We start from the raw sequence: 18,585 nt of genomic DNA, 5'->3' as shown, positions 1-18,585 counted from the left end.
AATGAAATGGAGAATTATCTTTTGTTTCTGTATTCTTTGCTTATCCAAAACTGCAAGTTGCCAGCTGAATGTGCAGCTGTTGCACCAGCTGGTAGGTCACAGCAAGGATGAGTATGAACGGCAGAAAGAGGCCCGTGGCCGCCAGGGAGTGGCTACTGCAAATGAGCAGGTAAATACTTCGGGTACCACGAAGCTCAAAAAGCGGTACCGGGAGATCCAGAACAGGTTCAGTATCCTGCATACGGCATTACAGGGACTGAGTATGGGAATCGAATCCAGACCGATCATTGAACGGATTATTGCCCATCAGGACAGAATAATAAGTATCGCATCCGACCATCCTGAATTTATTCCACTGGCCTTAAATAGCGAAAAGGAAATCGTAGATAGGTCAGTTCAATTGGGAAGATATATTGCCGGCCTGTTTTTGACAATCGGGGATCTCAACCAGATGAAAGCCAGTGATCGCCGTTTGCTTTATGCGCATATACTGACTGAACTCCGACAGATAGAAGGAGCATCCAGGGCACTGGCAGCTACCCTTTATTACTCAACAAGGAAGAAAATACTGGATGGTCTGAATCCCTTTAGCGAGTATATAAACTCCGACAGAAGAATTGTAGAAAATATATTAAGACAATTAGAAAAGAAACCATGAAGTATTATCTCATAACACTGATTATTTTCTGTTTTGATTTTTTGTATGGGCAAAGTTATGTGACAATAATTTCAGATACCAAACATCTGGCAATCGTAAATGAAAACGGTGCGGTCAGGCTGGCCTCCGAATCGGCGCATAACAGTATGCTAAAGCAGATCAATCAAAATGTTGAAGACATCAATCTCAACCTGTCTTCCCTGGTAATCGTTCAGCAGGTGATCCATAGGTCCCTAACGGAGGTAAACAATGCTTTGAAGTCCGGTAGATCCGTGTTACAGGTTTCTTCCCTGATCGCTGAAATTGTTAAACAGTCCAATAGCCTTATCGAGATTTCAAAAGAAGAACCCTGGCTGCTTTTAGTGGCGGAAGGAACAGCTAGGCAGCTAAAAGAAAGGGGGATAAATCTTGCTATGGAAGTTTCTGATTTTGTTCTCAGGGAAGGCAAAAATGTCTTAATGGATTATGAAAAGCGGGATTTTCTTTTGCGGAAGATCATCATCGAACTAAAGGTGATGCGCGCGCTTCTTTTCAGTTTGGAACGTTCGGTTTATTGGACAAAAATAAATGGATTATTAAAAACGGTGAATCCTTTTAAAAATTTCGTCAATAAGGACATCCAAAAAGCAAACGAGATATTAAGGAACTATGGCGCTGTAAAACATTGAATTATGTGGAGAATATTAGCTATTGTTATTTTTCTGCTTGGATCTAAACCTGTCATTGGCCAGCGGATCAAGCGTCAGACCGATAAACATATTGTCAATCAGCAAGAGCGTATGGTTCATAAACAGTGGGACCGAAAGAAATTTACCCCGACTTCTGGCTTTCTTGGACTGAATTATCAGTATTGGCTCACTTGGGGCCTTCACCCCAATTATCCCAAGCTGGACAGGCGTCCCCTTTCAGGCTCCGGGCCCCAGACCATGCGGATGGGGCTGGTGATGGCTATACAGCAGACCAATGATTCCTATAAAAAGCAGTCCGATACCATCCGAAATACAGCTATAAAGGAACTCACCAACTATTCAGGGGCTGTGAGTGCTGCAGATCCACTTTGGATGCTATACTATAAACATGAGTTCGCTCCACTTGAAAAAGATGAATCCCTAATCCTTCAGGGGCTCAGTTCAGAGGTAAAAGAATATCTGATAAATAAAGGTACTTATGAATGGTATACCAGTGAAAGATCGGGGCTCATAGAACGTCTGGAAATCCTTAAAACAGCAGATCTTGAAAGGGGCAGCAGGATCATGGGCTATCATCGCCTATTGTCGGAATATAGGGTTCTTGAATCGGGGTGGGAATCCAAGAAAAGCAATGCCCTGAAATTACTGTCCCTTTCAAGTGACCTGTCTTCCATTAAGGAGATAGATCCGGTCAGGCCGTTCCTACATACTGGAAAATCTGATATTGAAATTGCGGACAAAATCCTAAATAAGAGCAGATGATAAATTAATTTTATATGACATACACATTTTTTTTACAGGCATCTCCAGTGGGGGTGCCTGATTCATTTAAGGATACTTTCACTTTCCTGCAGGGAAATGGAGTATACGAGGAAGGGGTAATGCACTTCCTGAAAGGGATGAAAGATACGATATGGACCCATTACGATACTTTTATTACGGACGCACAGGCGCTAGCGGCAATTTTTATGCTCATATTTTTTGCCATAAAAAGCTATGAAATGATGTCTGGTGATAAAAAAATGGAGATTATGCCCCTGCTCAGACCATTTGGACTGGTCATGGTCATTATCTGGTGGGGAGCTTTCACAAGGGTGATCGCTTATCCTACGGATATTGTAGCTGCCAAAACGGAAAGCCTCTTTGATAGCGGACAGACCGAAGTCAATAGCCTTCGGCTCCAACGTGCAAAACTCATGTATGATATAGCCAATTCCCTGACCCAGATCCAGGCGGAAACCGAAGTCGCAAAAAACGAGGCGGATACATGGTACGGAAAGGCGTGGGATGCGGTCACCTCAACCGTGAAAGATGGGTTTACTTCCGTCTGGAACAATGTTGTGGAGCTAAGAAACAGGATGCAGATCAATTTGCAGCTATGGATGACCTATACACTGGAAACCTTGGCAGTCTGGGTACTTCGGATCTGTGTTTATATCATATTCATGATCCAGATACTCTATTCGACCATTCTGATCATTTTAGGCCCATTCTCCGTTGCAGTAAGTATTCTTCCCGCTTTCAGGGATTCCTTCGGAACCTGGATAGCCCGATTTGTTTCCGTAAACCTTTATTCTGGGATTGCCTATCTGGTGATGCATATCGCCAGTCTTTTTCAGCAGTATGCTCTGGAAGCCGAAATCACCCGTTATCAGGAATTATTATCGACATCTGGCGATAGGCTCGAAAAACTTGGCTGGCTTGCCGGAAATGGAATAATGTCATTTGGGATCGTCATAGTAACCTTCCTGATCGGCGGGCTGACAATGCTCACGGTGCCAAGTATCAGTACATGGATCGTCTCCACTTCTGGAATCACTTCAGCCGCGGGTACTATGGGCCGTGGGGCATCCGGTATGGCAAGAACAGCTAGGAGGGTGATCGCAAAATTCTAAACTTAAATAAAGAACATGATTATCAAAAATATAGAATCAAAGATTCGTCTGGCAACCCTTATTGCCGTCGGGAGTTTAATAACGGCCTTTCTGCTGGTGTCCATAGTTTCTTTCTTTGCCTTTAAACAGGTGGAAAGTGCAAGAAAGTCAGTATATGTACTGGATATAAATAATGTGCCATTGGCCGCGCAGCAGACCAGTGTTGAAATGAACCGTTCAGCCGAGTACCGAACGCATATAAATTTATTCCATAGTCTTTTTTTTACCCTGACACCGGACGAAAAGTTTATAGAATACCAGATGAAGCGGGCGATGTATCTGATTGATGAATCAGGTGCTTTACAATACAATAATCTCCGGGAAAAGGGATTTTTTAATTCCATCTTGTCTTCCAGTGCGGTGCTTACGGTCCAAACGGATTCGATACACCTTGAAGGGAATTATTTTCGCTTTTATGGTAAACAGACCATAGACCGACGGAGCTCCACTGTAGTTCGTAGCCTCATTACAGAAGGATATTTAAGGGATCTTAAAATAAGGACAGAAAACAACGCTCATGCTGTTCTGATAACAAGATGGAAAACATTGGAAAATAAAGACCTCAGTTATGTTCAAAAAAACAACCTCTAATAAATCCGAAAGCAGTGTCTGGAAAGAGATCGGCAATGAATTTTCCAGGTATACAGTCCATTTTAGAAAGTGTGTAAGGTCAAAATTGAGTACATATCCCAAACAGGTTTTCATGTTCATGGTGTTATGTATCCTGATTTCAATCTGCTGTTTTTTTATGCTGCCAAGGCAAAAGGAAGTAAAAATGGTGAAAAATCCGAAACTATCGGCGCCTATTGCGGATGGAATGGGAAATATATTTGGTTCAATCTCCGATCTAAAAGAAGTACTTGAACTCCAGGCTGTCCTAGAAGGGCTTTCAAAAAAAGATAACCTGGATAAACAGGATAGTATGATCCTTATCCAGATAAAGGATAGGCTTTTGTCGCTGGAAAACCATAATGCGAAGGATTCGATATCCAAAGATTGATCCAGCATTTTTTTCCTAAACACGCTTAGTATTTCTCAATTCTAAATCAAATTATTTTATGAAATTAGACCTAAAAAGGCCCAAATATATCATACCGATTATCGCCCTGCCTTTTATCTGTATTTTCTTTTACGTTTACCAATCCGCATTTTCAAAAGAGAGTGCTGTAAAAGAAAATGGGCCCCAGCTAAAAGAACATATTTCGGAAGTCTCCCCAGAGGTGAAAAATAAAGCTTTAACCGATAAGCTTAATGCTTACCGGGAAATGTACCGTCGAGGGGACGGTTATACCGCGGTGAATCAATTACAGGAAGACAAAGTAGATGGATTCCGTTTTGATGAAATGTACAATGATAAGGAAAAACGCAAGTTAGATTCCATAAGGGATAAGCTTAAACAGGAATCACTAATTTCAGTTAATGCACCAAAGGCTGTGCATGGAAATGAAGACCTGGACCGTGTACTGGGTTCCCTTGTCCCTAAATCCAATCCAGAATCCAGAAAAGAACCAAAAAGGAAAGAAGAAGATCCGATGCTCCTGTTCCGCCGGCAGATGGAATTTGCCGATAGTCTGGCAAAGGCCAATGACCCGGAAGAAAGAGCGGCAAGAGAGGAGAGGCAGCGGATCGAAATAGCGAAAAAAGCAGATGCGGAAATGCCATTGCTTAAAGTCAGAAAGGCCGACGATGCCGAATCCGTTTTCAATACGGTAAGAGACAATCCGAACGATTCTTTTATTCAGGCCATAATTGACGAAAATATGACCGGATATGTGGATTCCAGGTTGCGGATCAGGCTCATGGACGATTTATTGGTGGGAAGCAATCTGATTCAAAAAGGCACCTATTTATACGCAAAAATTAGTGGATTTACCGGCCAGCGTGTCCTTTTGAGCATTAGCTCAATTATGCAGGGAGGTAAGATCCTACCCGTAAAACTTGATCTGTATGATAATGATGGTCTTCAGGGCCTTTATGTGCCCGCATCTGCTTTCAGGGAATTCAGCAAAGAGCTTGGCGCAAATTCTTCTCAGGGAATTTCAATACAGGGGGGAGAAAACCAGAACCAGATCATTATGGGCGTGATCCAGAGGATGTTTCAGTCGACTACTACAGCAGTTTCCAGGTATATCAGAAAAAACAGGGCGAAAATCAAATATAATACGCTGGTCTATTTGATAGACCCACAAGCACTTCGTGAAAATCAAAAACAATACAAATAATCATTCATCATTTTCAATTATGAGAAATCTATTTCTGTTTTTATCGGCGATATTTCTGCTCGCCGCAACCCCGACGATGGCACAGTCAGGTGGAGACCATTTACTTAGCGACCTTAAATCTATCAGGATTTCCAAGGGAAATACAGTTCACATCCTTTCACCGGAACCGATCAAATATGTGGATATCTCTTCCAAAAGTGTAGTGGCAGATTTGCCTATAGATAATTTGCTCCGGCTTAAAATTGTTCCAGACAGCATGCATCTAGATGATTCGGGGACAGAACTCGGCAGCATTACAGTGGTCGGAGAAAATTTCATGACACAGTTCCGGGCCTTGAAATCTGGTCTGGACATTGAAGCACAGTCGCCGGTTCTTTATGAAATCAATCCTTTATCTACGGTCCCGCTGGAGCCTTCGGAAAACAACCTGAGCAGGAGCCAGATGAGGTCCTTATCCTATACTCTTTTAACCCAATCCGGTAACCGCCCAAAGAGGAAGGAAGAGAAGTTTGGAATAGGGATCTATCTGAACGGTATCAGAACGATCGGTGATTTCATTTTTCTGGATCTTTCATTTGTCAATAAAACGAACCTTTCATTTAGGCCAGATCAGTTACGTTTTTTTGTGGAAGATAAAAGAATCACCAAGGCAACAAATGTCCAGTCGGTTGAGATAGAACCCATCTGGCAATTTCAGCCATTCGACCTCCTAAAGAAAAAGAACCGGAATATATATGTACTAAAAAAAGTAACATTTCCGGGCAGTAAAATATTGCGGGTAAGTCTCACTGAAAAACAGTTGTCGGGCAGGGCAATTGACCTGAAAATCAAATACCAGGATATCCTGAATGCCGATTCTCTATAATCAATAAAGAAATGGAAGAAACAAAAGAGCAACAGGGCCTTTATAGATTCTTCCAGTTCGCCATTTATCTTTCCATTTTTCTGGAGTTTTATCTCTTTCTTTATGTTGAGAAATCCCTTGAGTATGGGATTCTAAACAAAACAAATTTACTTTTTGCAACCAAGCTGGCAAGGATGCCTTTTTATTCGGGACTGCTGGCCAGTAAGCTATTTACTGTTTTTTTGGTCATACTGGTTTCTATCGGTACCTTGAGTAAAAAGAAGAAAGATCTAAATCCCAAGAACCATATTGTTTATCCCCTCACGCTTGGATTCTTAATAATTGTGCTCGCGGTATGGCTGCACGGTCAAAAAGGGAAACCGGTTCTATACGGGCTGAATTATTATGATCTTGGTTATGTATTCAGCTCTTTTCTGGGGATTGTCCTGATCCATGTTGCATTAGACAACATTTCAAAGATTATCAGCTCTAGATTAGGGAAAGATAAATGGAATATCGAGGAAGAATCCTTTATGCAGCCCACCCAGGCGAAAATCACGCCATATTCTGTCAATATCCCTATGTTGTTTTATTATAAGGGAAAGGTAAATCAAGGCTATATTCCACTGGAAAACTTATTTAGGGGCTGTTTGGTCTGCGGAGTTCCAGGAAGCGGTAAAAGCTTTGGGGTCATTATGCCAATTCTGCGTCAAATGATCGCAAATTCATTTACCATGTGTATTTATGATCTAAAGTATCCTGATCTTGGAAAGATTGCCTACTATCATTACCTGCTGGCGAAACAGGAAGGAAAAATGCTGGATTATGAATTCCATGTCATTAACCTGAATGACCCATCCAGAAGCCGCCGGGCAAATCCATTTAAACCGGAATATTTGCAGACTCTCGCAGATGCAAATGAAACTGCCGAAGCATTGGTAGAGGCTCTAAAAAAGGGTGATAAGAGTGGAGGTAGCGACCAGTTTTTTACCCAATCTGCCGTGAATTTCTTAACGGCCTGTATCTACTTCTTTAGCAAGTATGAAAATGGAAGTTATTCCACTTTGCCACATGTTCTGGCATTTCTAAACCTATCCTATGAAGATATTTTTGACTCGCTTTTTAGCAATGAAGAGCTTAATTCACTTCTTTCTCCATTTCAGACAGCTTATAAAGCTCGTGCTTTTGAACAGTTGGAGGGACAGGTAGGAACATTAAAAATCTTTATCAGCAGGCTGGCGACAAAAGAAACTTTCTGGGTTTTTGGCGGAGATGACTTTGAACTACAGGTCAGTAATCCCAAACATCCCGGAATACTGATCTTGGCTAATGATCCCGCTACCCAGAGCATCAATTCCGCATGTTTATCCGTTGTCGTGAACCGTGTTACAAAACTGGTAAATTCCAAAGGAAACCTTCCTGTTGGAATAGTCGTTGATGAGGCTCCGAGTTTATATTTATACCGTATAGAACAGGTTCTTAGTCAGGCTCGAAGTAATCTTGTGGCGACTGTCTTGGGTATCCAGAGCTTACAACAATTTCAGCAGCAGTATGGCAAAGAAACTTCCGCAACGATTACTTCGGTAGTGGGAAATGTTCTATCAGGAAGCGTACAGAACAAAGATACGCTTGAGTGGTTGGAAAGGATCTTTGGAAAAGTAAAACAGCAGAGCGAAAGCCTTAGTATCGACAGGAATAAAACTTCTATATCCCTGTCAGAAAAACTCGAACCTCTTATCCCTGCCGGTAAAATCGCGGCACTGCCTGCAGGTCAGATGGTAGGACTTGTCGCTTCTGATGCCGTAGAGAAATTTACCGGAAAATTCAGGACCTCAGCCGTTAACTGTCGGATAAATATTGATGTTGGAGCGATAAAACAGGAAGAGCAGCATTATAGAGAATTACCCATATTCTATGATTTTGGTGAGAAAAAAGAACAGATACTTCTGGCAAATTTCAAAAAGATCAAAGAGGAAGTTAATTCAGTTGTTGAAGCAGTTACCGGATTTCGGTATACCGAGCCTACCGAAAAAGAATCCTTAGCGGATAAGTACAAAAATTCATCGGAATAATTTTCAGAACACTGATTTAATTACATTATGTATAATATTCGTTGCCCCGTTTATCCTGTTTATTGTAGTCCAATAATCTGGGTATTTCTATTGCTTTTTATTTCCTTAAATACCGTTGGGCAATCCCTAGATTTTAGTCTCCCTCTTGAAAAAATGCGGGTAACGTCGCCTTACGGTTTTAGGGTACATCCGATAAAATTAAAACCTATTCATCATAACGGTGTAGATCTTGCCGCCAGGGATTCACCCATCTATAATATAATTTCAGGAAATGTGGTGAATGCCGCGGAAAGTCCTACGCTGGGTAAATTTCTGGTAATAGAATCAGGTGATGATATCCAGGTTATATACGGACATCTATCTCGACTATTTGTCCAAAAAGGCGAATGTTTACCGCCCGGTCATCTACTTGGAGTAAGCGGTAGAACAGGTCTGGCGACCGGAGAGCATCTCCATCTCTCAGTCAAAATCCGGGGTCAATTTATTGACCCCATTCTTTTTCTTAAAAAACTCAATGAGTTCAGCTTAAATCCTTTAAACTAGCAAAAAAATGAATAAATCTTTTGAAAGCCTTAATGAGAAACTTAGAATTCTGAAAGAAGGCGAAGAAATTGGGCTAACGCCCGAAGAGGCAGTCATATACGGTATATCTTATGGTGACGAATTTCCTTTTGAAGAGGAAAATAACGAGGAAGGGGAGGAGGATGAACAATAAGGTAAAATCGCTACACGAGCAGGTTGCCGCAGCCCTCATCGAAAAATTGGAAAAAGGAACAGCCCCCTGGCAGAAACCTTGGAATTCCGTCTCAACCGATTTCAGTCTGCCTTATAACGCAATTACCGGAAATAGATATAAAGGAATCAATATCTTTTCACTGCTGAATTCAGGCAGGGAAGACCCCCGATGGCTGACTTTCAAACAAGCGGATTCCAAAGGCTGGCAAATAAACAAGGGTGAAAAGGGTACGCTGGTTCAATTTGTCAAAACCCATGATCTTATCCCAAAATTAGATGAAAACGGGAAAAAAGTCGTTGATGAAAATGGCAAAAGCATAAAAGTACGGACGCCTTTGGAACGTGCCATTGTTACAGCGGCTTGGGTCTTTAACGCTGAACAGGTCAGTGGAATTCCAAAATTAGAATTAAAGCCCCAATTGAAATCTGATTGGGACCCAATAGTCCGTGCGGAAGATCTGGTTCTCCTTTCCGGTGCGGTGGTCAATCACAGAAAAGGAGATGAGGCGTATTATAGCCTCCGTTCTGACAGTATAACGATGCCCTTAAAAGAACAGTTTACCACTCCTGATCGCTATTATGCTACCCTTCTTCATGAGCTTGGGCATTGGACTGGACATCAGGACAGGCTCAACAGGTCCCTGTTTAACAGGTTTGGAAGTGAAGGCTATGCACGGGAAGAATTAAGGGCGGAGATTGCCTCTATGCTGATCGGTGATGAGTTTAAGATAGGTCATGATCCAGGCCAGCATGCTGCTTATGTAAAAGGGTGGATCGAAATGTTAAAAAATAATCCTTATGAAATCCATGCTGCTGCAACGGATGCGGAAAAGATATTTTCTTATCTGCTGGATTTTGAGCGTAAACGTGAACTTAACCAGCAAACCACTAATAAAAGCCAGCAAAAAAATGAATCCAAACTGTTTATTGGCGATATCATTCCGTACAAGGATTCGGTTTATAAAGTAACCAGTCAACTGAAAAGGGGAAGGCTTCAGATGGAAGTAGAGGACACGGGGAAGAAATTTGTACTCTCAAAAAATGACAGGCTCTACCAATCGTTGCTAGATGTCAAAAACGGCAATGATATAAAAACTCCTGCAATTTCTAAAAATAACGAAGAAGTCCAAAAAGCTTCTTATGGTTTAAAACGTTAATCCAATAATTAGATAGTAACATGAATCAATTTAAAGACAACGAACTTCCCCTTGGTGAACTTGAAAAACTGGGACTATATATTCAAGGGCGAATACTTCTCTCCAGGGACAATATCAATGCACTATTGACTGGCAGAAGAACTGAAATGACAAATTTTAAGGACCTTAAATTTGATGGGTTATCTATTCCCGAACTCGATGCAAAACTATCTTTAAAGAAAAATGATGACGGAAGTGTGAGCCTGAATGTGCATCCAATATACAAAGTAGCAAAAGCACATGAGTTATTGGATGAAAACGAAAGTCAGAAACTTCAAAATGGTGAGATTGACAATATTGCCAAGGAGCAAGAAGTACAAAAGGGTAAGGTCAGAAAGATAATCATCGAATACGATGAACAGACCAAAGAATTTATTTCCTATGATCCTGAAAAGGTAAATGTTCCATTAATGGTAAATTCAGAGACGCTCACCGAAGAGCAAAAGAAAAAATTTAAAAATGGACAGATTGTGGAATTATCCGATGGCACTAGGTTTCAACATACTGCGCTTAACCCTCAGGGATTGAAATCTGACAATAAAAGACTCGCCCTTTCGATCCTGTTTGATGCAGGTATCTCTTACCTGGTATATAGGGGGATTCAGGCCCTGAAAAACCGTGCTGCCAAATTTCAATCCGAAGGTTATACAAATGGGTATAATCAGGCCATTGCTGATATGAAACAAAAAGGAAATGTAGTGGATTCTAATGTTACCATTCAGCAATTAATAAATAAGCATATCCCAAATCAAGAATCTAGGGGATATGGACGCTCATCGTCCCGCTAATGAATGCGGATAATTTGGATCAGGAAGTGATCCGATTCTTTGAACCATTTTTTGAAAGATCTCCTACCGGTTTTGAGTTTAATTATAGATGTTTATCAAATCAGCCAGAGGAAGTTTGGAAGAACAACGGATATGTAAACGAGGTTGCCAGTGGTATCTGGAAAGCCCATCATCAAATTCCGATTTCTGTAATTCATTTGTTTATCGCTTCTACTTGTACAGATATCTTGTGTTTTGCACACTTTTTTCCACAGTATGTTAATAATGCAAAATCTATTGCTTTTGCTTCGGTAGGCTATCTTCCAAGCAGAGAAAATTTTAGGGAACTCATTTGTGAGTTCCCTAATGCGAAAATCCATCTTATATCTGAAAATAGTTTGATTGGGAAAATCTTTGACTGCAAGATTGCTCTTTGGAACCGGAATGTTGACTCAAAATTTCGGATCAATAATGAGCTGATAGAAATTGAATTTGGCTCGCAAAGTCTTGTTTTACCGATTGAGAAGTTTTCCCTAAACTACTTTGAAGTGATCTCTGGTAAACGTTTCGCTCTTCGAACTCATAAACCAGTTAAGGGATTCCTGAATTTCCACAAATTATTTACCGCCTTATAGTATTTAGTTCCTAAAAAGGTTAATTATTAACCGCCTTCCAACTTATGGATTTATTCACCTTTTAAATAATATTTTATGAATATTGAACTTAAAAATGTTAAACATTTTCCTTCTTTAAGTCAGGAGACGGAGGCATTTACAGCCTCTCTATATATTAATGGCAAACATGCTGGATATGCTGAAAATACAGGGCATGGTGGCGAGACGAATTATTATGATAAAGATGCAAAAGGAAAAGAGCTTATAAAACAAGCCGAAGAGTATGTGAAATCTTTTAAAAAACCGGATGATCGTTTTATCAATATGGCTTTGGAGGAAAAAATTAATGATCTACTTTACGATCATTTACAGAAAAAGGACCTCGAAAAATTCAATAAGAAACTTGCTAAAATAACCGACAACGGAATTGCCTATGGTATTCCAAATGATTCGTATTCTTATTTTACTTTCAATCACTCGATGGAAAAATTCCTAAATAATATTAAAGGGATCGAACATATCAAGAATTTGATAAGGGATAAAATTATTCCAAAGCTAGGGTCCGATAAAATTATTTTAAATACAAATATTCCTGAAACACTCCTTTTGGAATCTGGTCTCAAAAAAGGCCAGTATGCCCAACCTAAAAGCAATATTGTAACTCAAGCCAATTTGGATTCACAGAATGAGCAAATTAAAAGAAGGAGGTAGTATGTTAAAATAGGGAGAACCCTAACCTGTTTTCTAATCAGAAAATCCGCTTTTTTATTCTGTAGTCCCACCTATGTTCGAATTAGGTGTAGAATTTGATACCATTCAGAAATTCAATGATCAATTAATTTATAACATTTTGATCGTCTGGATATTGTGCTGAGAGATTAGGAAATCGTCTTAGAATCGAATTGCATCTATACCTGAAATATCCGATTAATTGTCTATTCTAAGCCATACGTTTCGGCCTGATAAGCTATTTTTCTCGAAGCTATAATCATTAGATGATAACCTTGCTCGGAAGAAGAAAATTATCTCAGTTCTAATATGGTTTTTATCAAAATTTTGGTAATCAAAGCGGTCTAGAACTTTAACTTTTATAGATTATAATTTCAATAAAATTTAAAACGTTTTACTTAATTTTAGATCAATTTAAACCGAAATATTAAGTAACTTAAAAAATTGCATCAATTCATAGTATGAATCTTAGACAAATTTTAAATAATTCTAAAATTGGATTGTTAGAAAAAATCAATTTTATAAAAACTCAAATAGATCCAGGTAGCTATAATAAGATATTTGAGAGTAATAGAATTTTAAGACATTCATTAAATAGGAATTTATTTCCCAAAAATCTTGAAAACATTAAAGTTAACGATCCATTGTATTTCACAAATGATTTTGTCTCTGAATTTCAGTGGGTTGCTAACAAGATATTATTAAATGTTTCGGATATTAATCAATTTGTTGTTTTAAAAGAAGAGTTTGAGATTTCAATTTTAAAAGGTGATTTTCCTACTGCTAAATCCCTTATTTCACAAATTGTTTCGAATTTTGGATTTAGTATATGGTCAATTGAATCAGAACTGCATATCTCCGAGGAAGAAATTGGTTCAAGTGAAAACTGGTTAAAATTGTCCAATTATTTAAATATTATAGGGAATAATTTTTATGAATTCTGTATAAATGCGAGTAGTAAAAAAATTGAAAACTCTGTATCTTTTGAAAGTTATGTCAATCAAATACAGAATGATATAAATACTATAAATGCAAATGAGCTAATAAAAGATTTTTTTGTATTCAGCAATTTCGTATTTGCTAATTATAATTATTATTATTCTGATTTACGAAGCGCTATTTATATCTGTAACTTATTTTCTATAATAGATCAATATAATAATATTATAAATGTTATTACTGTAAACCTTAACAATAAAAATTGTGAATATAGAGCCTTATTTAAATCATTTGTTTCCAAATTAATTAAAGCGGGGAATTCAGATATAAGAGTTATCAATATTTATAATCATCTGTGGGATGAAAAATATATTGAAAATAAGAATTGGACTCTAATAAATGAGATATTAGAAATCTATTACAAAGGAGATTTTAAATCATCCCTGAAACTTAGTAAAATATTTATAATAGAATATCCTTTGGAATTCGAGGTCTATGAGATTTATATAAAGTCAATAATAAATTTAAAACAAGAATTTGAGCCTTTAGGACTAAGATCTATTGATTTAGTGTTAATGGAATTATATCAATATTTATTATTTAAAAAAAACAATGAAAAATGTGGTAGAAAATTAATTAAATATGCCCTCAAGTATTCGAATGGCAATCTAGGAATGCAAATAATGGATTTTCTTTCTAATATAGATAACAACAAAAATCAATCAATTAGATATTCTTTTTATTCTAATTCTTATAAAGTTGCTTTAGAAGGATTTAACTCTGCTATAGGTGATTTATTCGGGAATAATAACTATTTTGAATATAAAAAAATTTTGTATGGGCTTAAGGATGTGGAATATTCGAAGTTTGTTTCAACAGATAATTTACTGAAACTTGTTGCAGAAGTTGCTTATTATTACTATAGCAATAATTATTCTAGTGTAATAAGTCTTGTAACAGAAAATTTTTCAGTTATAATCTCCAGTAATTACTACAAAGAGCGTTTTTTGTTTTTTTTATTCGATTCTTATATAAAAGATAACAAAATTGAAGAAGCTCTCGATCTATTTGGATATATGATGTTTGATGAAGACACCTTTTACATCAAGACAAATTTCCAAGAACTATTTGAGCTAGCAATAGAGAATGATGATAAATTTAAATTCATTAGTAGTATAAATACTTTGATTCTATCATCTTTGTATTATTTTGAATATAATTTATATGAATTTCTAGATGAGTTTTTATGCTCAAGAAATTATGATTTAGAAGATGTATTACATCTCGAAAATTTAGATCCAAGTATTAATGTATATTTATTAAATAAGATATGCACGATAGATACCATCAAGTATTACTTTAATCGAATTAATGATACCGAGGAATTTAGATTGAAAGTTTTGTTTCGTCTAATAACTATAGATAAAAAGAATAAGAAAATTTATAGTGATGAAATCGATGAGATAAATAAAAAGATTTCTGTAAGAAATGTGATTAAAGAAGTTAATAATGGAAGATTATTCGTAGATATAGATAGACTCAAAGAACAATTAGTTGAGAAATATAATGATGATTTTAACCGTCTTTTAAGAATAGCCACAGAAAAGAAAAGCAATAAGTTGGTAAGTTTCAATGCTTCAAAAGCCAGAAACTGGGAAACGTCATTGAAAGAGCAGGTGCAAGATGATTTTAATAATTATAATGATGCTGATTTTGTGGCTTTTAAAAATATATATTATGAAGTTCGCGAGCAATTTTTATTTAGCAAAGAATATGGATTAGACAGTAGTTTGAGTACAAAAATTCGACATGGCGCATTGGAAAACCAAATTAGAAGTGTATTTGAGAAATTAAATTTGGTAACAACAAAGCTATCTGGCGAGTATATTGACTCTGAATACTGGAATTCACAAAAAGTTGAACCAGATTGCTTGGAAACTATACAGATTCAAATAAAAGTTTTTAGCAAACAAATAGATGATCTCACTGGGAATTTAAAAAACCATGCGATACAAATTACTCATGAAAGATTGAATAATCCAATTGCTCTATTTAACTATTCTACAAATGATGAGATCCTTTACAATTTTTATAAACAACATATCGATTATTTAAAAAATACAGACGATATTGTTGAAATTTTATTAAATGATTTAGCATACTATACGAATTTGAAATTGTGTATTGGTATTTACGAGTATTTAGAAAATGAGGTCTATCAACTAATTAGTGATCTGGTCGAGAACTTTAGAAATAGCCTTCCTAAATCATTGCCTAGAAATATCATGCTTTATGAAAATTTAAATACGTCTTTGACAAATTTGCAATTGTGTCTTGAAGATGTTTCTGAGTGGTTTATATTAGAAACATCTTCAACCTCCAAATTATTAATGCTTGAAGATATAATAAATGCCAGTGTTGAAATTACAAAGCAATTAAATATAAGTATTACTGTTGATTATGAGGTGGATATGAAGTTTAAGAGCGTTTCTGGTTATAGTAGTTTGATCTATGTGTTTAATATTCTATTTACCAACGCAATTATTCACTCTCAATCCGATAATAAGATAAAGTTAACAGTTAAGAGTGAATTGATTGATGGTCAATATATTAAAATTGATGTTATTAATACTCACAATATTAAAGATCTTCAAAAAACAAAAGATAATTTGAAAATTATAAAGGATAATTGGAATGATTTAAAGAAAATTGAACGCTCTAATATTGAGGGGGAGAGTGGGTTCCATAAAATTAAACGAATAATGATATATGAAGCAAAATGCATAACAGAAAAGTTCGATTATGAAGTAAATAGTGAAAATATCACAATCTCACTTTTTTTAGTTTATAAAAAACCAGATAATCATGAAAATATTAATTATTGAAGATGATAGAATTAAGATCGATAAGTTAACATCCTTATTGTATAAATGCGATTTTGACTTAAGAGAGTCATTTCAATCAGGATTGGAAGCATTAAGATCGAACAACTATGATGTGTTAATTTTAGATATGACCATCCCGCTTTGGGAGAAAGAGAATAATGATATTAATCAAAATTATGAACAATTTGGTGGAGAGAAGATATTACGCGAAATGAAGAGAAAAGCTATTATTGTTCCAGTAATCTTGTTTACTATGTTTGACAAATTTCCTATAGGTAATGATGTATTGACTTTCGAACAGATTTCTGCAAAATATAAACAGAATTTTGATTTTTATGTTGACGGGGTATATTATGATTCAAGAAACGATGATTGGAAGAGTAATTTGTTAACTCTAATAGAAAGTATAAAATAAATGAATCCTAATATTTCGATTTTGATCGTAGATGATGATATGAATAAAATTCAAAATATTATCACTACAATAAAAGCCCAGATTAAAGATGTGCCATTAAGAATAAATCAAGCCATTAGCATATCGGAAGCCAAACAATATTTAAAAAAAGATAAATATCACTTATTAATTTCAGATCTACAGATGCCGTTACATGAAGGGGGAGAATTAATACCAAAAGCCGGGGAAATCTTAGTTAGGGAAATTTATAAAGTAAAAAATAGACTCAATGTACCCTTATATATTATTGGTTTAACCCAACATCGTCAATTTATCTCAAATTTTAATAATCTTTGGAAGGTACTTTTTTATAACATGTCTGAAGAAAGTTGGAAGATATATTTACGAGATCTAATTTTTCATATTTATTTAATTAAGTCAAATTTATCACAATTTATTATTGAAACAATTTTCGTTGAAGGTGTAAATGATTTTAAATTATTACAAAAAACAACCGAATTATATTATGAAGAGTTATTGACAATGTTTAAAATCGAATATATTGATTTTGGAGGCGGTACTTCTTGGGTAGAACGAAAAATTCAGATATGGAGTAAAACTCTTAACAGAAAAGAAGACGGATCTTATTTGAAAAGTATTGGCTTGTTTGATCATGATCTTCCCGGTCTTAAATCGATTGAAATTATAAATCAAAGTATAAGAGTTGATTCTGCAGAAAGAAATACCTTCACTATTTTATCAACATCAGCAAAATATTCTCCATTATTGAAATCAATCAAATCGAAGGGGATTAATTTCTATACTACTATGGAGGATTTAATCGGAATAGATATTTGGCAATCAGCGAAAGAAAATGGATGGTTAGAGTCAAGAAAAGAAACTGACTTTATTAACAATGTTAAAGTAGATGAGGAATTTTTATTATCCGAAGGATTTACAGAGGAAGAAATTTTACAAATCTTGTTTAAAGTAAAAAGTGACTTCAAAAATAATTTTACAAACTTAGCTTTGAAAAATAAAAATAGTCTTATTAACGTATCATTTCTTTTAAAAGACATTTTCGGGAAATTAAAGCTTTTTAAAAAATAAGTGTCATTTTAATAAATTGTTCATGATTTGAAAGTGTCCCAAACAATAAGCACAGAACCAGTTTGCATGAAATCTATAAATTTGTGGTCAAATGCCGAAAGGGACTGTCTCAGGTAAGTATGTAAATAAAAACTATGGAGTTCAGTTAGGTTCCTTAATAACTGGACTCGGTTTTCAGAGATGTTAATGTAATCTCCCAAATCTGGTGTGCTTTCGTCCGGAACCCGCGGTGTATTTTTGTCGGAATATTCAATTTATCAATCCATGTGATTATAACATGTTAAACAGACTTCGTTTTCAGATATTACGTTTCCTTTACAATTTTTGTTCGAGCAAATTTTCCGTTGTACTTTATATTCTCTTCTGCAAATTAAACACTCAATTTTATTTGATGTAGGCTTATTGGGCGAGAGAAAGGACCATTTTGGATTTATATCTATACTTAAATGTCTACTAAGCCAATATGAACATTCAGGACAAGAATATCGTCTACTATTAATATCGTAGGGTAAATATGATTTTAACACTCCTTTAGGAACAGACTCTTCAATAAAATCTAAAATTTGATAAAAGTAGGCGCTTTCTAAATCCATATCCCAAAAGCCAAACGTAGGATCAGAAGTAGACATATCCTTAAATAATTCTATCCATTTGATAGGATTATAAAAATAAGATATAATATTTAAGATTTTTCCAATAATATATTTGTATTCTAAGTTATCTATTCCCGTGCTATGAACAAGTTTGTTACGCATGATCCTCAATTCTTTGTATTTGGATATTACGGTTTGATTTGT

Annotated in this window: 19 protein-coding genes; 18 read left to right on the top strand and 1 reads right to left on the bottom strand. The window is 36.1% G+C overall.

Annotated elements, in window-relative coordinates; all coding sequences use genetic code 11:
- The first annotated feature begins 1 nt into the window (after position 1).
- The 18 genes from B4Z90_RS07380 to B4Z90_RS07295 all read left to right on the top strand — a co-directional run bounded on the left by B4Z90_RS07380 (position 2) and on the right by B4Z90_RS07295 (position 17,788).
- A complete protein-coding gene (locus B4Z90_RS07380) occupies positions 2-658 on the top strand; it encodes a hypothetical protein (RefSeq protein ID WP_286801697.1) in 657 nt (218 codons plus the stop codon).
- Positions 655-1,326, top strand: a complete 672-nt coding sequence (locus tag B4Z90_RS07375) for a hypothetical protein (protein ID WP_286801696.1) — start codon at positions 655-657, stop codon at positions 1,324-1,326. Before B4Z90_RS07380 ends, B4Z90_RS07375 begins: the two co-directional genes overlap by 4 nt.
- A gap of 3 nt (positions 1,327-1,329) precedes the next feature.
- Entirely contained in the window at positions 1,330-2,109 is a 780-nt protein-coding gene (locus B4Z90_RS07370) for a hypothetical protein (RefSeq protein WP_286801694.1), read from the top strand.
- A gap of 14 nt (positions 2,110-2,123) precedes the next feature.
- Positions 2,124-3,242: a plasmid transfer protein gene (locus B4Z90_RS07365; protein WP_286732621.1), complete on the top strand. Its 1,119-nt coding sequence runs from the start codon at positions 2,124-2,126 to the stop codon at positions 3,240-3,242.
- A 15-nt stretch (positions 3,243-3,257) separates the two neighbouring features.
- A complete protein-coding gene (traK, locus tag B4Z90_RS07360; RefSeq protein WP_286801692.1) occupies positions 3,258-3,872 on the top strand; it encodes a conjugative transposon protein TraK in 615 nt (204 codons plus the stop codon).
- A gap of 157 nt (positions 3,873-4,029) precedes the next feature.
- Positions 4,030-4,281, top strand: a complete 252-nt coding sequence (locus B4Z90_RS07355; RefSeq protein WP_286801691.1) for a hypothetical protein — start codon at positions 4,030-4,032, stop codon at positions 4,279-4,281.
- A 58-nt stretch (positions 4,282-4,339) separates the two neighbouring features.
- Entirely contained in the window at positions 4,340-5,503 is a 1,164-nt protein-coding gene (gene traM, locus B4Z90_RS07350) for a conjugative transposon protein TraM (RefSeq protein ID WP_286801690.1), read from the top strand.
- Positions 5,504-5,522: 19 nt separating this feature from the next.
- Positions 5,523-6,368, top strand: coding sequence for a conjugative transposon protein TraN (gene traN / locus B4Z90_RS07345; RefSeq protein WP_286801687.1), 846 nt, complete (start codon positions 5,523-5,525; stop codon positions 6,366-6,368).
- A gap of 11 nt (positions 6,369-6,379) precedes the next feature.
- A complete protein-coding gene (locus B4Z90_RS07340) occupies positions 6,380-8,419 on the top strand; it encodes a type IV secretion system DNA-binding domain-containing protein (RefSeq protein ID WP_286801685.1) in 2,040 nt (679 codons plus the stop codon).
- A 27-nt stretch (positions 8,420-8,446) separates the two neighbouring features.
- Complete coding sequence (locus B4Z90_RS07335; RefSeq protein WP_286801683.1) at positions 8,447-8,962, top strand: M23 family metallopeptidase; 516 nt, start codon at positions 8,447-8,449, stop codon at positions 8,960-8,962.
- A 7-nt stretch (positions 8,963-8,969) separates the two neighbouring features.
- Positions 8,970-9,134 carry a hypothetical protein gene (locus B4Z90_RS07330; RefSeq protein WP_286801681.1) on the top strand — a complete coding sequence of 55 codons (165 nt, stop codon included), beginning with the start codon at positions 8,970-8,972 and terminating at the stop codon, positions 9,132-9,134.
- Entirely contained in the window at positions 9,124-10,311 is a 1,188-nt protein-coding gene (locus B4Z90_RS07325; RefSeq protein ID WP_286801679.1) for an ArdC family protein, read from the top strand. The genes B4Z90_RS07330 and B4Z90_RS07325 overlap by 11 nt, the downstream gene beginning before the upstream one ends.
- A 20-nt stretch (positions 10,312-10,331) precedes the next feature.
- Positions 10,332-11,138, top strand: coding sequence for a DUF4099 domain-containing protein (locus tag B4Z90_RS07320; protein WP_286801678.1), 807 nt, complete (start codon positions 10,332-10,334; stop codon positions 11,136-11,138).
- Between the two features lie 14 nt (positions 11,139-11,152).
- Positions 11,153-11,752 (top strand): hypothetical protein, encoded by a 600-nt coding sequence (locus B4Z90_RS07315; RefSeq protein ID WP_286801677.1) that lies wholly within the window; start codon positions 11,153-11,155, stop codon positions 11,750-11,752.
- Positions 11,753-11,827: 75 nt separating this feature from the next.
- Positions 11,828-12,442: a hypothetical protein gene (locus B4Z90_RS07310; RefSeq protein ID WP_286801675.1), complete on the top strand. Its 615-nt coding sequence runs from the start codon at positions 11,828-11,830 to the stop codon at positions 12,440-12,442.
- 479 nt (positions 12,443-12,921) lie between these two features.
- On the top strand, positions 12,922-16,284 hold the full coding sequence (locus B4Z90_RS07305; protein WP_286801673.1) for a hypothetical protein: 3,363 nt from the start codon (positions 12,922-12,924) through the stop codon (positions 16,282-16,284).
- A complete protein-coding gene (locus B4Z90_RS07300) occupies positions 16,265-16,699 on the top strand; it encodes a hypothetical protein (RefSeq protein WP_286778618.1) in 435 nt (144 codons plus the stop codon). The genes B4Z90_RS07305 and B4Z90_RS07300 overlap by 20 nt, the downstream gene beginning before the upstream one ends.
- Positions 16,700-17,788, top strand: a complete 1,089-nt coding sequence (locus tag B4Z90_RS07295; RefSeq protein ID WP_286801670.1) for a hypothetical protein — start codon at positions 16,700-16,702, stop codon at positions 17,786-17,788.
- Positions 17,789-18,045: 257 nt separating this feature from the next.
- Here B4Z90_RS07295 and B4Z90_RS07290 read toward each other — a convergent pair.
- The coding region (locus tag B4Z90_RS07290) for a hypothetical protein (RefSeq protein ID WP_286801668.1) at positions 18,046-18,585 on the bottom strand (540 nt) is incomplete at its 5' end.

Origin of the sequence: Sphingobacterium sp. UBA5639, from assembly GCF_002421245.1 — a bacterium.
Taxonomy (GTDB): Bacteria; Bacteroidota; Bacteroidia; order Sphingobacteriales; family Sphingobacteriaceae; genus Sphingobacterium; species Sphingobacterium multivorum.
This window is presented reverse-complemented; position numbering and strand designations above follow the sequence as displayed.

Excerpts from the sequence above, each read along its gene's own strand:
- B4Z90_RS07305 (WP_286801673.1), top strand. The coding sequence starts at position 12,922 with ATGAATCTTAGACAAATTTTAAATAATTCTAAAATTGGATTGTTAGAA.
- B4Z90_RS07300 (WP_286778618.1), top strand. The coding sequence starts at position 16,265 with ATGAAAATATTAATTATTGAAGATGATAGAATTAAGATCGATAAGTTA.
- traM (WP_286801690.1), top strand. The coding sequence starts at position 4,340 with ATGAAATTAGACCTAAAAAGGCCCAAATATATCATACCGATTATCGCC.
- B4Z90_RS07380 (WP_286801697.1), top strand. The coding sequence starts at position 2 with ATGAAATGGAGAATTATCTTTTGTTTCTGTATTCTTTGCTTATCCAAA.
- B4Z90_RS07330 (WP_286801681.1), top strand. The coding sequence starts at position 8,970 with ATGAATAAATCTTTTGAAAGCCTTAATGAGAAACTTAGAATTCTGAAA.
- traK (WP_286801692.1), top strand. The coding sequence starts at position 3,258 with ATGATTATCAAAAATATAGAATCAAAGATTCGTCTGGCAACCCTTATT.
- B4Z90_RS07370 (WP_286801694.1), top strand. The coding sequence starts at position 1,330 with ATGTGGAGAATATTAGCTATTGTTATTTTTCTGCTTGGATCTAAACCT.
- B4Z90_RS07335 (WP_286801683.1), top strand. The coding sequence starts at position 8,447 with ATGTATAATATTCGTTGCCCCGTTTATCCTGTTTATTGTAGTCCAATA.
- B4Z90_RS07325 (WP_286801679.1), top strand. The coding sequence starts at position 9,124 with ATGAACAATAAGGTAAAATCGCTACACGAGCAGGTTGCCGCAGCCCTC.
- B4Z90_RS07295 (WP_286801670.1), top strand. The coding sequence starts at position 16,700 with ATGAATCCTAATATTTCGATTTTGATCGTAGATGATGATATGAATAAA.
- B4Z90_RS07340 (WP_286801685.1), top strand. The coding sequence starts at position 6,380 with ATGGAAGAAACAAAAGAGCAACAGGGCCTTTATAGATTCTTCCAGTTC.
- B4Z90_RS07375 (WP_286801696.1), top strand. The coding sequence starts at position 655 with ATGAAGTATTATCTCATAACACTGATTATTTTCTGTTTTGATTTTTTG.
- B4Z90_RS07355 (WP_286801691.1), top strand. The coding sequence starts at position 4,030 with ATGCTGCCAAGGCAAAAGGAAGTAAAAATGGTGAAAAATCCGAAACTA.
- traN (WP_286801687.1), top strand. The coding sequence starts at position 5,523 with ATGAGAAATCTATTTCTGTTTTTATCGGCGATATTTCTGCTCGCCGCA.
- B4Z90_RS07310 (WP_286801675.1), top strand. The coding sequence starts at position 11,828 with ATGAATATTGAACTTAAAAATGTTAAACATTTTCCTTCTTTAAGTCAG.
- B4Z90_RS07320 (WP_286801678.1), top strand. The coding sequence starts at position 10,332 with ATGAATCAATTTAAAGACAACGAACTTCCCCTTGGTGAACTTGAAAAA.
- B4Z90_RS07365 (WP_286732621.1), top strand. The coding sequence starts at position 2,124 with ATGACATACACATTTTTTTTACAGGCATCTCCAGTGGGGGTGCCTGAT.